13 protein-coding genes are annotated in these 12,479 nt (G+C 74.2%); 7 read left to right on the top strand and 6 right to left on the bottom strand.

Translation table 11 applies throughout. The features are described 5' to 3' along the window. Positions 1–40: 40 nt before the first annotated feature. Positions 41–1,186 carry a ferritin-like domain-containing protein gene (locus tag ACLJTM_RS03945; protein ID WP_411101900.1) on the bottom strand — a complete coding sequence of 382 codons (1,146 nt, stop codon included), beginning with the start codon at positions 1,184–1,186 and terminating at the stop codon, positions 41–43. A gap of 176 nt (positions 1,187–1,362) precedes the next feature. On the opposite strand from ACLJTM_RS03945, the gene ACLJTM_RS03940 reads away from it, so the two are divergent. The 3 genes from ACLJTM_RS03940 (at position 1,363) to ACLJTM_RS03930 (ending at position 3,347) form a co-directional block, all read left to right on the top strand. Then, positions 1,363–2,292 (top strand): AurF N-oxygenase family protein, encoded by a 930-nt coding sequence (locus ACLJTM_RS03940; protein ID WP_411101899.1) that lies wholly within the window; start codon positions 1,363–1,365, stop codon positions 2,290–2,292. 61 nt (positions 2,293–2,353) lie between these two features. Further along, complete coding sequence (locus tag ACLJTM_RS03935; RefSeq protein ID WP_411101898.1) at positions 2,354–3,067, top strand: TetR/AcrR family transcriptional regulator; 714 nt, start codon at positions 2,354–2,356, stop codon at positions 3,065–3,067. A 10-nt stretch (positions 3,068–3,077) separates the two neighbouring features. After that, positions 3,078–3,347 carry a hypothetical protein gene (locus ACLJTM_RS03930; protein WP_411101897.1) on the top strand — a complete coding sequence of 90 codons (270 nt, stop codon included), beginning with the start codon at positions 3,078–3,080 and terminating at the stop codon, positions 3,345–3,347. A 170-nt stretch (positions 3,348–3,517) separates the two neighbouring features. Here ACLJTM_RS03930 and ACLJTM_RS03925 read toward each other — a convergent pair whose 3' ends face one another. The 3 genes from ACLJTM_RS03925 to ACLJTM_RS03915 all read right to left on the bottom strand — a co-directional run bounded on the left by ACLJTM_RS03925 (position 3,518) and on the right by ACLJTM_RS03915 (position 6,509). Further along, positions 3,518–4,810 carry an ATP-binding protein gene (locus tag ACLJTM_RS03925; protein ID WP_411101896.1) on the bottom strand — a complete coding sequence of 431 codons (1,293 nt, stop codon included), beginning with the start codon at positions 4,808–4,810 and terminating at the stop codon, positions 3,518–3,520. Beyond that, positions 4,807–5,625, bottom strand: coding sequence for a hypothetical protein (locus ACLJTM_RS03920; RefSeq protein WP_411101895.1), 819 nt, complete (start codon positions 5,623–5,625; stop codon positions 4,807–4,809). Before ACLJTM_RS03920 ends, ACLJTM_RS03925 begins: the two co-directional genes overlap by 4 nt. A 116-nt stretch (positions 5,626–5,741) precedes the next feature. Continuing rightward, on the bottom strand, positions 5,742–6,509 hold the full coding sequence (locus tag ACLJTM_RS03915) for a hypothetical protein (RefSeq protein ID WP_411101894.1): 768 nt from the start codon (positions 6,507–6,509) through the stop codon (positions 5,742–5,744). 188 nt (positions 6,510–6,697) lie between these two features. Between ACLJTM_RS03915 and ACLJTM_RS03910 the strand changes: the two genes are divergently transcribed. Next, positions 6,698–7,498 carry a nuclease-related domain-containing protein gene (locus ACLJTM_RS03910; protein ID WP_411101893.1) on the top strand — a complete coding sequence of 267 codons (801 nt, stop codon included), beginning with the start codon at positions 6,698–6,700 and terminating at the stop codon, positions 7,496–7,498. A gap of 926 nt (positions 7,499–8,424) precedes the next feature. Here ACLJTM_RS03910 and ACLJTM_RS03905 read toward each other — a convergent pair. Next, a complete protein-coding gene (locus ACLJTM_RS03905) occupies positions 8,425–9,594 on the bottom strand; it encodes a Ku protein (protein ID WP_411101892.1) in 1,170 nt (389 codons plus the stop codon). Between the two features lie 31 nt (positions 9,595–9,625). Between ACLJTM_RS03905 and ligD the strand changes: the two genes are divergently transcribed. Next, positions 9,626–10,522 carry a non-homologous end-joining DNA ligase gene (ligD, locus tag ACLJTM_RS03900; protein ID WP_411101891.1) on the top strand — a complete coding sequence of 299 codons (897 nt, stop codon included), beginning with the start codon at positions 9,626–9,628 and terminating at the stop codon, positions 10,520–10,522. Next, entirely contained in the window at positions 10,522–11,406 is an 885-nt protein-coding gene (locus ACLJTM_RS03895) for an ATP-dependent DNA ligase (protein WP_411102273.1), read from the top strand. Before ligD ends, ACLJTM_RS03895 begins: the two co-directional genes overlap by 1 nt. A 184-nt stretch (positions 11,407–11,590) precedes the next feature. On the opposite strand, the gene ACLJTM_RS03890 is transcribed toward ACLJTM_RS03895, so the two are convergent. After that, positions 11,591–11,983, bottom strand: coding sequence for a DUF6479 family protein (locus ACLJTM_RS03890; RefSeq protein ID WP_411101890.1), 393 nt, complete (start codon positions 11,981–11,983; stop codon positions 11,591–11,593). A 119-nt stretch (positions 11,984–12,102) separates the two neighbouring features. Between ACLJTM_RS03890 and ACLJTM_RS03885 the strand changes: the two genes are divergently transcribed. Then, positions 12,103–12,426: a plasmid stabilization protein gene (locus tag ACLJTM_RS03885; protein WP_411101889.1), complete on the top strand. Its 324-nt coding sequence runs from the start codon at positions 12,103–12,105 to the stop codon at positions 12,424–12,426. Positions 12,427–12,479: the final 53 nt, after the last annotated feature.

The following is a 12,479-nucleotide window of genomic DNA, read 5'->3' as shown; positions in this document are numbered from 1 at the left end:
GGTGGTGGCCGGTAGGGCGGCGACCGCGGTGCGGGAGCGGCTACCGGGGGTCGTCGGCGGGAGGGGCGCCGCCAGCGGGGCCGTCCGCGGCTCCTTCGCGGATCGCGGCGTCGACCTCGGCCACCCGTTCCTCCTCCTCGGCGGCGAACCGTGCGCGGTCGAGGGCCTCGGCGATCTCCTCGTCCCGGGTCATCAGCAGGTCGAGGTTGGAGTCGCCCATCTCGAAGACCCCCATGTCCAGGTAGGCCTTCTGGAGCCGTTCGCCCCACAGCCCGATGTCCTTGACGCAGGGCACGATGCGGCTGAAGAGGAGGGTGCGGAACAGGTGCAGGAATTCCGACTGCTCGCTGAACTCCTCGGCCTCCTTGCGGGGGATGCCGAAGTTCTCCAGCACCTCCACCCCGCGCAGCCGGTCCCGCATGAGGTGGCAGCCCTCGATCACGAACTCCTCGCGTTCGCGCAGTTCGGCGTCGGTCAGCTGCCGGTAGTAGTCGCGCAGCGCCATCCGTCCGAAGGCCACGTGCCGTGCCTCGTCCTGCATCACGTAGGCGAGGATCTGCCGGGGCAGCGGCTTGTCGGTCGTGTCGCGGATCATGCCGAAGGCGGCCAGGGCCAGGCCCTCGATCAGCACCTGCATGCCGAGGTAGGGCATGTCCCAGCGGGAGTCGCGCAGGGTGTCCCCGAGGAGGCCCTGGAGGCTGTCGTTGACCGGGTAGAGCATCCCGACCTTCTCGTGGAGGAAGCGGCCGAAGACCTCGGCGTGCCGGGCCTCGTCCATGGTCTGGGTGGCGGAGTAGAACTTCGCGTCCAGGTCGGGCACCGACTCGACGATGCGGGCCGCGCACACCATGGCGCCCTGTTCACCGTGCAGGAACTGGCTGAACTGCCAGGAGGCGTAGTGCCGGCGCAGTTCGCCCCGGTCCTTCGCGGTGAGCTTGGGCCAGTGCCGCGTCCCGTACAGGGTCAGTGCCTCGTCGGGGGTGCCGAGCGGGTCGTACGGGTCCACCTCGATGTCCCAGTCGATGCGCTTGGCGCCGTCCCACTGCTTGTCCTTGCCCTTCTGGTAGAGGGCGAGGAGGCGTTCGCGACCGCCGTCGTACTCCCAGCTGAAGCGGGCCGATCCGGAGGCGGGTACCTGCCAGGTGCTCTCGGCCGGGCTGTTGGTGTAGAGCTCGTGCGTCGACACTGACGCCTCCTCGTCTCACGTACTGCCGTACTGCCGTACAGGACTGGATGGTTGGCAGCGTCACACGTTGGTAGACGGTCGGTCAACAAGTCGTGCGCGGGGGATTGACGACCTTGCTGACAAGCAGTCTTATAAGAGGTGACCGCCGGTAACTGACTCACGAGGTGTCCGAAGCCATGACGACCGTGACCGATCGAACCGCGCTGAGGGACGCCCTCGGCCTGCTCAAGGACCGCGAGCAGATCGCCGAACGGCTGCTCGAGTCCTCCGCCAAGCACTCCTTCGATCCCGACAAGGAACTCGACTGGGACGCCCCGCCGATCGACGGCAAGTTCTACTGGCCGCCCGAGCTGCTCTCCCTCTACGACACCCCGCTGTGGAAGAAGCTGGGGGAGGAGCAGCGCATCGAACTCTCCCGCCACGAGGCCGCCTCGCTCGCCTCGCTCGGCATCTGGTTCGAGATCATCCTCATGCAGCTGCTGGTCCGGCACATCTACGACAAATCCCTGACCAGCAACCACGTGCGCTACGCCCTCACCGAGATAGCCGACGAGTGCCGCCACTCGATGATGTTCGCCCGCATGATCCAGACCGGTGGCGCCCCCGCCTACCCGGTCTCGCGCACCAACCACAACCTGGCGCGCGTCCTCAAAACGGTCTCCACCACCCCCGGTTCCTTCGCCTGCACCCTCCTCGGCGAGGAGATCCTCGACTGGATGCAGCGCCTGACCTTCCCGGACGAGCGCATCCAGCCGCTGGTCCGCGGAGTGACCCGCATCCACGTCATCGAAGAGGCCCGGCACGTGCGCTACGCCCGCGAGGAGCTGCGCCGCCAGATGCTCACCGCCCCGCGATGGGAGCAGGAGCTCACCCGGATCAGCTGCGGCGAAGCCGCCCGCGTCTTCTCGCTCGCCTTCGTCAACCCGCAGGTCTACGAGAACATCGGCCTGGACCGCCGCGAAGCGGTCGCGCAGGTCAAGGCGAGCGGCCACCGCCGCGAGGTCATGCAGGCCGGCGCCAAGCGGCTCACCGACTTCCTCGACGACATCGGGGTGATGCGCGGCGTCGGCCGCAGGCTGTGGAAGAGCTCGGGACTGCTGGCGTAGGCCCCTCCGGGCGGCCGCCGCGGACCCGGACAGGACCCGCGGGGTCGTCTAGTCTGCGGACATGACCGTACCGGCGTACCGCAGGCTGAGCGTCGAGGAGCGGCGGGCCCAGCTCCTGGACGCGGCCCTCTCGCTGTTCGCGCACCGGGCGCCCGAGGAGGTCTCGCTCGACGAGGTCGCCGAGGCCGCCGGGGTCTCGCGGCCGCTCGTCTACCGCTACTTCCCCGGCGGCAAGCAGCAGTTGTACGAGGCCGCCCTGCGCTCGGCGGCCGACGTCCTCGAACTCTGCTTCGCGGAACCGCAGCAGGGCCCCCTCACCCAGCGCCTGGGCCGGGCCCTGGACCGCTACCTGGCCTTCGTCGACGAGCACGACGCGGGCTTCGCCGCCCTCCTCCAGGGCGGCAGCGTCGTGGAGACCTCCCGCACGACGGCGACGGTCGACGGCATCCGGCGGGCCGCGGCGCAGCAGATCCTCGTCCACCTCGGCCGGCCCGCCCCCGGCCCCCGGCTGCGGATGATGGTCCGGACGTGGATCACCGCGGTCGAGGCCGCTTCCCTCATCTGGATCGACGAGGGCAAGCAGCCGGGCATGGACGAGCTCCGCGACTGGCTCGTGGACCAGTTCGTCGCGACCTTGACCGCCACGGCCGCCACCGACGCGGAGACGGCCGCCGCCGCCCGCGAGGCCCTGGCCCTGGAGTCGTCGGAGGGGCCGGTGGGGATCCTGGCCCGCCGGGTCATGCCGGTGGTCTCCCAGGCTGCGCACCTCCTGTGACACTGGTGGGGTGAGAAGCCAACCCACCGCCTTCGAGGGCGGCCCGATGGACGGCCGGGTCCTCCCGATCCTCCTCGGCCCGACCGGCCACCCCCCGAAGTGGTACGAGATCCCGGTCCCCTCGCCCGACGGCAGCCCCCCGACGGTGCTGCTGTACGAGCGCGTCCCGTCCGGCTACTCCCGGCGCCTGCACCTGCAGAAGGGCTGGAAGTACGTCCACAGCCCGACGGGCGTCAAGCCGAAGCCGCGCTGGCCCTGGACGAAGACCCCGCGCCCGTAGCCGGACGGGGCCAGGGAATCCGACGCCGGTTTCGGGCGGCGGGTTCGGGTGGCGGTTCGAGCGGCGGGTTTGGGTGGCGGTTTCGGGTGGCGGTTCGAGCGGCGGGTTCGGGCGGCGGTTCGGGTGGCGGTTCGGGCGGCGGGTTCGGGTGGCGGTTTCGGGCGGCGGGATCAGGCCGCCGGTCCGGGTCCGGGTCCCGGGCAGGGTCCGGGTCCGGGGCCCGGGTCCGGCAGGGTCAGCACCGCCAGGGCCCCGCCGCCCGGCGCCCGGCGGAACTCCAGCCGCGCGCCGATCACGGCCGCCTGACCGGCCGCGATGGTCAGCCCCAGCCCGTGCCCCTTCGCCCCGGCACCCGGCTCCGTACGGAACCGCTGCGGGCCGTGCGCCAGCAGGTACTCCGGGAACCCGTCCCCGTGGTCCCGGACGCTGACCACCGGCCCGTCCACGGTCAGGACCACCGGCGCCCGCCCGTGCTTGTGCGCATTGGCCACCAGGTTCCCCAGGACCCGCTCCAGCCGCCGCCGGTCCGTCTCCACGTGCGCGTCCCGGACCACCACCACCCCGGTCTCCGTCCCGGAGGCCCGCACCACCCGGCCCGCCAGCCGCCCCAGCTGGTGCAGGTCCGTCTCCACCTGCTCGCTGCGCGCATCCAGCCGGGAGATCTCCAGCAGGTCCTCCGTCAGCTGCCGCATCGTGCGCACCCGCTCCCGCACCAGCTGGGTGGGCCGCCCCTCGGGCAGCAGCTCCGAGGCCGCCTGCAAACCGGTCAGCGGGGTCCGCAGCTCGTGCGCCACGTCCGCGGTGAACCGCTGCTCGCTCAGCAGCTTCGCCTGGAGGGACCCGGCCATGGTGTCCAGTGCCCCGGCCACGGTCGCCACCTCGTCCTGGCGCCGCGCCGCATCCTTCGTACGGGGATCCCCGACCCGCGCGTCGAGGTCGCCCTGGGTGATCCGCCGGGCCACCGTCGCCGTCTGCAGGAGCCGCCGCGTCACCCGGGTCACGGCGAACGCCCCGATCAGCAGCGTCCCGCCGAGGGCCAGCACGGAAGAACCGATGATCGCGTTGTCCAGCCCGCTGATCGTCCGCGCGCTCTGGCCGTAGTCGATGACCGCGGCCAGGGCCCGCCCGTCCGCGGGCGCGGCGGCCCACATCGCCGGGCGGCCCCGGTAGTCGGCGACGACCGTCCCGCGGTGCCCGCTGACGGCCAGGGCCCGCAGGCCCGGCGGCAGCTCCCCCGGGTCCAGCCCGGAACCGGGCGGCAGGGCCTCGCCGGCCTCGTACGCCAGGACGGTCTCGTGCAGTTTGCCGAGGGCCTTCTCGCGGGCGGTGGCCACGGTCTGCCGGGTCACCTCCACGTGCACGAGCACGCCCAGCACCGCCGCGAGGGAGCAGCACATCACCACGATGAAGCACGCAGACTTCCAGGTGAGCGTGGCGGTCCAGGCCGGCAGCCGCGCCTTCACGACGCACCCGGCGTACCAGGCGTACCAGGCGTACCCGAGGCGCCTGATGTACCGGGCGTGCCCGGCGCTTCGGACGTGCCCGGCGCATCGGACGTGCCCGGCGCTTCGGACGTACCCGGCGTGGGACGCGACCCGGCGGGCACCCGTACGATCTGCTCGCGCGTCGGCAGCATGGTGCGCTGCTTCCCGTCCCAGGACCAGGCGGTGATCAGCTCGTAGCCGTTGTTGCCGCTCGGGGCGCGCAGGATCACGTCCTGACCGGCCAGCTCCACCGCCACCACGGTCTGCGTGGTCGCCATGATCCGGTTCAGCCGGCCGTCGGGATCCGCGGTGTACACCCGCACCGACATCATCCGGTCCGGCAGCTCGACGCCGACGATCAGCTCCTCCCGGCCGTTGCCGGTGAGGTCCCGGTAGTACGGGGTCAGCACCGGGCACTTCGCCGGGTCCTGGCCCTCCTTCCCGCAGGCGAGGATCGCGGCGGCGGTCTCCCCGGGCATCCCGTCGGTGCCCGAGTACGCGTCCGGGTGGGTCCGCACCTCGGCCTGGACCAGCGCCAGCGGCTCCACCTCGTGCACGTCCTGGTGGTGGACCGGCGGGATCCCCTTGACGTACTCCGGCGGGGCGCCGCCCGGGTCGGCGGGGGGCACGGTCGCGGGCTGCCGGGTGGGCCACAGGTGCACCGGCCCGCTCGCCGTCGCGGTCGGACCGGCGCCCACCAGGCCGCCCGCCTGCCCGCAGCCCGACAGCAGCAGCGCGGCCAGCACCGACACCGACAAGACGGGGGCAGCCGTACGGAAGGGGATGGTCCTCACAGTCCGCTGCGCCCTTCTCTCCGCGGTCACGACACTCGCACGACACTCGATCCCGTCAACCTTATGCGGAGATACATCCCGTTTGGGCGTGCGGGTTGCCGTCCGGCAGGAAGGGCTCAGCCGCCGGTGCGCCCGCGGCGCAGCATGGCGAAGCCGAGGCCGGCGGCGCCGACTGCCGCGATGCCGCCGCCCGCGGCGAGCAGCAGGACGCCCTCGCCCGGCCCGTCCGCCAGCGTGTCCAGCCGCAGGACGTCGCCCCGCCCGGCGGCCACCGAGCGGCCGTCGCCGCTCTTGCCGTCCGCCCCGGATGCCCCCGGGGCGCCGTGGCCGGCCCGGGCGTCCCGGGCTCCTTGCGCGTCCTGGGCGTCCTGCGCGTCCTGGGCGTCCCGGGCTTCCTGCGCGGAAGCGGGGCCGGTACGCGGCACGGAGGCGGCCACGACCTGCCCGGTGCGGGTCCCGGTCTTGTGGCCGTCGGCCGCGACGGTGTGGTCGCCGCCCCGCGCGGGAGCGTCACCCACCCAGGACGTCAGCCGGCCCTCCGGGTCCAGCGAGGCGTGCAGCTCGCCCTCGGACCCGGCGGCGGTGACGGCCGTGACGGCGGTCGCGCCGCCACGGCTGGTCAAGGTGGTGGCGGTGCGGCCGTCGGAGGTGAGGATGTCGGCCCGGAAACCGCCCCCGGCCAGCCGGTAGATTTTGGCCGTGGACACGCCGTCCGCCAGCGCGAGGCTCTTGACCGGGCTCTGCCGGGGGGCCGCGGAGTGGGCGGCCGCGGCGGCCGGGATCCCCTCGGCGAGGGCCACGGCGGTGGGCAGCGCCAGCAGGCTTCCGGCGCATGCGGTCACGGCGCAGGCGCGAACGAGAGTGCGGCGGCTGACGGTGCTCACGGGGGAATCCTCCGGTGCGGTCGGTGCCTGGCGGATCGTCCAGGTGGCACCAACCTAGGGCCGGGCCGTTGCGGCGGAGCCCCGTTCTTGTAACAGCGGGGCCGCAGGGTCCCGTCAGAGTCGTTACACCACCGGGGGATTGCCGGGCCGCGCCGCGACTGCTCCCATGGACGGCGGGGGTGAGGACGATGCGGGGACTCAAGGTGCTGCCGAGCGGCCGGCCCGGCCGCGGCCGGCTGTACGTCAACCTGCCCGACGGCCGCGCGGTCGGCTGGTACGACCGGCAGACGAACCGGATCAGCGTACTGGCGGAGGACCACCGCGAGGCCGTGCTCCGGGTGTTGCAACCTTTCCTGACCGGGGCGGTCTCGGTCGGGCCACCCCCGGTCCCCACCGCCGCCGACCTGCGCCGGCTCGCCCTGCCCCCGGACGCGGACCTGGCCCCCAACCGGCCCGGTGAAGCCCTGCTGGGGGAGTTGGAGCACGGCTCGGCCGGTGCCCGCGCCCGCCACCGCATCCGCCAGGACCTCGCAGCGCAGCAGCGGATGGGTGACGCCCTCGACGCCCTGGAAGCGCACGGTTGGCGGGTCCTGCACTGCGTGCCCCTGCCCGGGCTGGGCCGCATCGACCACCTGCTCCTCGGACCGGCCGGGGTCCTCTGCGTCCGCACCGTCCCCGGCCGCCACCAGCGCGCGTCCGTCGGGGACCTGCTCCTCGCCGTGGGCCGCGCCGCACCCCGCCCGGACCCCCGCTGGGCCCGCCGCGCCGCAGCCCGCGCCGGCCTCGCCCTGGCCACCCGGGTCACCCCCGCCCTGGCGCTGGTCGACACCGCCCGCCTGGAGGTGGCCCCGACCGTGCGCGACCTCCGCATCCTGCACCCCCTGACAGCAGCCCCGGACCTCACCTCGGCCGAACCCGCCCTGGACCCCCCGACGGTGGAATCGCTCTACCACCGCGCCCGCGACGCCCGCACCTGGCTGCCGGGCTGAGACCATCGCGGGCGTTCGCACGCCGAAGCCGCAGAGCGTGCCATCGTCAACGCCCGTACTCCTCGCAGCCGCCGCCCACTCCGGCGCCTACGCCGCACCGCCCCCATCCCGCTCCCCAAACCCGCCCTCCACCCCACACCCGCCCCCTCACCCCCGCACCCCCCACCCGACCCCGGACCCGGGCGCCGCACCCCGCGCCGGACCCCGGACCCGGGCGCCGCGCCCCGCGCCAGACCCCGGGCCCGGGCGCCGCGCCCCGCGCCAGACCCCGGGCCCGGGCGCCGCGCCCCGCGCCGGACCTCGGACCGCCGGGGCGCCGCTCCCCGGCAACCCGCACCAGGCCCCGGACCCGGGCACCGCGCCCCGGCGACCCGCGCCAGTCCTCGGACTTCGGCGACCTGCGCTCCGCGCCGGCGCCCCGGCACCTCACCCCCGCAACCCGCACCAGGCCCCGCACCCGACCCCGGATCCGGGCGCCGCGCCCCGGCGACCCGCGCCCAGACCTCGGACTTGGGCGACCTGCGCGCCGCGGCGCCGCCCCGGCACCTCACCCCCCGCGACCCGCACCCGACCCCGGATCCGGGCGCCGCGCCCGGCGGCCCGCGCCAGACCTCGGACTCGGGCGACCTGCGCTCCGCTCCCGCCCCCCGACACCTCAGCCCCGCGCCCCGCACCCGACCCCGGACCCGGGCGCCGCGCCCCGGCGACCCGCGCTCTGCCCCCACCCGGGCCGACCCGCCTCCCATGCGCCCGGCCAACGACACCGGTCCACCGCTACGCCGACTCCGTCCCGCCGTCCCGCCGTCCCGCGCCCCCGTCCCGCCGTCCCGCCGTCCCGCGCCCCCGTCCCGCCGTCCCGCCGTCCCGCGCCCCCGTACCGCGGCGCGCCCTCGTACCGCGGCGCGCCCCCGTACCGTGGGCGTCCGTCAGGCCGAGGTGCGTTTGCGGGTCGGTGCGGGCTTTTTCGCTGCTGCCGCCGCCTTCTTGGCTGCCGCCGTGCCGGACCTGCCCGAAGAAGCCTTGTCCGCAGGCGGCTTGGCGGCGGTCTTGGCCGTCTTGGTCGGCTTGGCGGTCTTCGCCGTACCCGCCGTCTTCACGGCCGTCTTCCTCGTCGCGGCTGCCGCGGGCTTCTTCGCCGTCGTCGCCGTCGACTTCTTCCCGCCCACCGCCTTCGGCGCCGCCGCCGCACTCGTACGCCCCGCCGTCCCGCCCGCCTTCCGGCGGATCGGCGTCACCTCGGCCCCGGCCCCGCCGCCGGCCGCGGCCGCGGCATCGGCATCGGCCCCCGCCGCGGCCTCCTCCCGGCCGCCCGCCTCGCCCCGCGAGGCCTTCGCCGCGCGGACGCTGTTCTCCAGCGCGGCCATCAGGTCGATCACCTGGCCCCCGGCCGGCGCCACCGCCGCCTCCTCCGGTTCGAATGCCCCGCCCGCCTTCGCCGCGATCATCGCCTCCACCGCGTCGCGGTAGTCATCGTGCAGCGAGGCCATCTCCACCTCGCCCAGCGTCGCCATCAGCGCGTCCGCGAGGTCGAGTTCGGCCTCCCGCACGGAGACGTCCGCCTCCGGGGCCACCCCCTCCGGCGCCCGGATCTCGTCCGGCCACAACAGCCCGTGCATCGCGATCACGTCGTCGACGACGCGCAGCATGCCCAGCCGTTCCCGTCCGCGCAGCGCGTACTTGGCGATCGCCACCTTCCGGCTCCGCTTCAGCGCCTCCCGGAGCAGGGTGTACGGCTTCGCCGCCGTCGCCCCGTTCGCCGCCAGGTAGTACGCCGCGTCCATCTGCAGCGGATCGATCTCGTCGGCCGGCACGAAGGACATGATCTCGATCGTCCGGGCCGTCGCCAGCGGCAGCTGCGCCAGGTCCGCGTCCGTGATCGGGACGATCGACCCGTCGGGCTGCTCGTACCCCTTGCCGATCTCCGCGCTCGACAGCTCCTCCCCGTCCAGCTCGCACACCTTGCGGTAGCGGATCCGGCCGCCGTCGGCGACGTGGATCTGCCGGAAGGAGATCGCATGGCTCTCGGTGGCGTTCACGAGCTTGATCGGAATGCTGACCAGGCCGAAGGAGATCGCCCCGTTCCAAATGGATCGCACGGTTCCTCCTGATTCGTGGCAGTCTCATCGTATGACGCCGATCACATTGGTGGAGGGCCGTCGCATCACGCTCAGCAATCTCGACAAGGTCCTGTACCCGGAGACCGGCTTCACCAAGGGCGAGGTGCTGCACTACTACGCCACCGTCGCGCGCCCCCTCCTCGCCCACGTCCACGACCGCCCGGTCTCGTTCCTGCGCTATCCCGACGGCCCCGACGGCCAGCTCTTCTTCACCAAGAACCCGCCGCCCGGCACGCCCGACTGGGTGAAGACCACCCCCGTGCCCCGCTCCGAGGACCTCTCCGCCGAACAGGTGGTGGTCGCCGACCTGCCCACCCTCATGTGGGCCGCCAACCTGGTCGTGGAGCTCCACACCCCCCAGTGGACGGCCGGCCGCCCCGCCATCGCCGACCGCCTGGTCCTGGACCTCGACCCGGGCCCGCCCGCCTCCGTCGTCGAATGCTGCGCCGCCGCGCTGTGGCTGCGCGAGCGCCTCGCCGCCGACGGGCTGGAGGCGTACGCCAAGACCTCCGGGTCCAAAGGCCTCCACCTGGCCGTGGCCCTGGAACCCACCGCGTCTGCGCAGGTGTCCGCGTACGCGAAGCGCCTCGCGCAGGAAGCCGAGCGCGAGCTCCCCGACCTGGTCGTGCACCGCATGGCCAAGGCCCTGCGGCCCGGCAAGGTCTTCGTCGACCACAGCCAGAACGCCGCCGCCAAGACCACCGCCGCGCCCTACACCCTGCGCGCACGGGCCCGCCCGACCGTCTCCGCCCCGGTGTCCTGGGACGAGGTCGAGGCCTGCCGGAGCCCGGCCGACCTGGTCTTCCTCGCCGACGACATCGCGCCCCGGCTGGAACGCGACGGCGACCTCTTCGCCCCCCTGACCGACCCCGGCCGCGCCGGGAGCCTGCCGCGGGAGGGGCGGTGATCCAGGTCGCGCTGGCCGCCCCCGTACGCACCCTGCCGCGCGGGGTGGGCCTCGCCTACGAGCCCAAGTTCGACGGGCACCGCCTCGTGGTGGTCCGCTCAGAGCAGGACGTGGTGCTCCAGGCCCGCTCCGGGCGCATCGTCACCAGCGCCTTCCCCGACCTGGCCGCAGCCGCCCGGCAGCTGCCCGCCGGCACGGTCCTCGACGGTGAGGTCGTCGTCTGGCACGCGGGCCGCACCGACTTCGCCCTCGTACAGCGCCGGGCCGCCGCCACGCCCGCACGGGCCGCCGTACTGGCCCAGAGCCTGCCCGCCTCCTACGCCGCCTTTGACGTACTGGAACTGGCCGGGCTCGACCTGCGCGCCCGGACGTACGAACGCCGGCGGGCCTGCCTGGTCGACCTGCTGCTCCCGCTCGGGCCGCCGCTCCAGCCGGTGCCGATGACCACCGACCCGGAACTGGCCGCGACCTGGTACGAGACCCTGCCCGCCAGCGGCATCGAAGGCCTCGTCGTCAAACGACTGGACCAGGCCTACCCGGCCGGTCGCCGCGGCTGGCAGAAGCTGCGCCACACGGACGTGCGCGACGCGGCCGTCGTCGGCTACACCGGGACCCCGCGGCGACCGCTGGCCCTGGTGCTGGTGCTGCCGGTGGGGGAGGAGACACCCGTGGTGTCGAGCCCGCTGTCCGTGGCGCTGCGTACGCAGGTGGCCGCGGCGGTGGCGGCCCGTGCGGCCACGGCCCCCGCCGAGGCCACCGTCACGGCGATCGGGCTCGGCGAGGTCCCGTACCGGCCGCTGGACCCGCCGCTGACAGCCGAGGTCCGGCACGCCTCGGCGCGGCACCCGCCGCCGGAGGTGCTGCGGCTGCGCGAGGACGTCTGAGCGGGGAGGACCTCCGACGGGCGAAGGGGCCGGGGTCGGAGGTCCGGTCGGATCGGCGGGCAGGCGGCGCCGCGTTGCCGCAGCGCGTTACCGGCGTTGCCGCAGCTCGGACCAGGCGTGGGCCGCGGCCCGTTGCCGACGTTGCCGAGGCCCGTTGCCGGCGTTGCGGCAGCCCGGATCAGGATCAGGCGTTGCCGCGGCCCGTGCCCGGAGGGGAGCCCGGCTGCGGGTGCGGCGGCGGGCCGTCGGGGTGGCTGTACCCGGACTCCCGCTCGGCCCGGGACTCCTCCGGGTGGCTGGAGGTGGTGGAGCCGAAGTTCCCGTACCCCTGCATCTCGTGCGGCCTGAGGCCGTCCTTGGGGAACTCCACGTGGTCGCGTTCCTCGCGCACCTCGAAGACGGCCCCGCCGTCCGGCAGGTGCGGCTGGCTCTCGGCACTGGGCGGCGCGGGTTCCTGAGCGCGGATCTTCTTGCCCAGCCAGAAGGCGCCGAGGAGGAAGCCCGCCACGATGATGCCGACGATCAGGAACCACGCGATGTCGGTGAGGGTCGAGTCCACGCTGAGGAACATGTCCATACGCCCATTTTCCCGCACATTGGTCCGATATGCGCCACCGTGGACCGGATACCTTGCGGCAGCCGGGGTACACGTCCGGGGCAGCGCAACACGCCCCGTACGCCGAAGGAGGCCCCGAAATGCCCCGCGGATCTTCCCCCAAACGAGAACGCCAGTACGAGCACATCAAGGAGAGCGCCGAGCAGCGCGGCGTGCCGGAGAAACGGGCCGAGGAGATTGCCGCGCGGACGGTCAACAAGGAACGCGCCCGCGCCGGCGAGTCCCGGACGGCGAGCAAGGAGTCCCTGGAGGACATGTCCTCCTCCCGCCGCGGCGGCCTGCACTCCCACTCGGGCGCCCAGGGCCCCACGTATAACCAGCTCTACGCGGAGGCCCGCCGCCGCAACGTCCCCGGCCGCTCGGACATGAACAAGGCGCAACTGAAGAAGGCGCTGGGCGACTGAGCCGAGCGGCCGCACCGCGCCCACCCGTTCCCCGCGGGGCAGGGCGATGCTCC

This window comes from Streptomyces sp. cmx-4-9, from assembly GCF_046548835.1.
In the GTDB taxonomy this organism is placed as follows: Bacteria; Actinomycetota; Actinomycetes; order Streptomycetales; family Streptomycetaceae; genus Streptomyces.
The sequence above is the reverse complement of the archived record's forward strand: the minus strand, read 5'-3'. Positions and strand labels throughout refer to the sequence as shown.

Coding starts and splice junctions, on each gene's coding strand:
- ACLJTM_RS03935 (WP_411101898.1), top strand. CDS start 2,354: ATGACCGTACCGGCGTACCGCAGGCTGAGCGTCGAGGAGCGGCGGGCC.
- ACLJTM_RS03940 (WP_411101899.1), top strand. CDS start 1,363: ATGACGACCGTGACCGATCGAACCGCGCTGAGGGACGCCCTCGGCCTG.
- ACLJTM_RS03885 (WP_411101889.1), top strand. CDS start 12,103: ATGCCCCGCGGATCTTCCCCCAAACGAGAACGCCAGTACGAGCACATC.
- ACLJTM_RS03910 (WP_411101893.1), top strand. CDS start 6,698: ATGCGGGGACTCAAGGTGCTGCCGAGCGGCCGGCCCGGCCGCGGCCGG.
- ACLJTM_RS03890 (WP_411101890.1), bottom strand. CDS start 11,983: ATGGACATGTTCCTCAGCGTGGACTCGACCCTCACCGACATCGCGTGG.
- ligD (WP_411101891.1), top strand. CDS start 9,626: ATGACGCCGATCACATTGGTGGAGGGCCGTCGCATCACGCTCAGCAAT.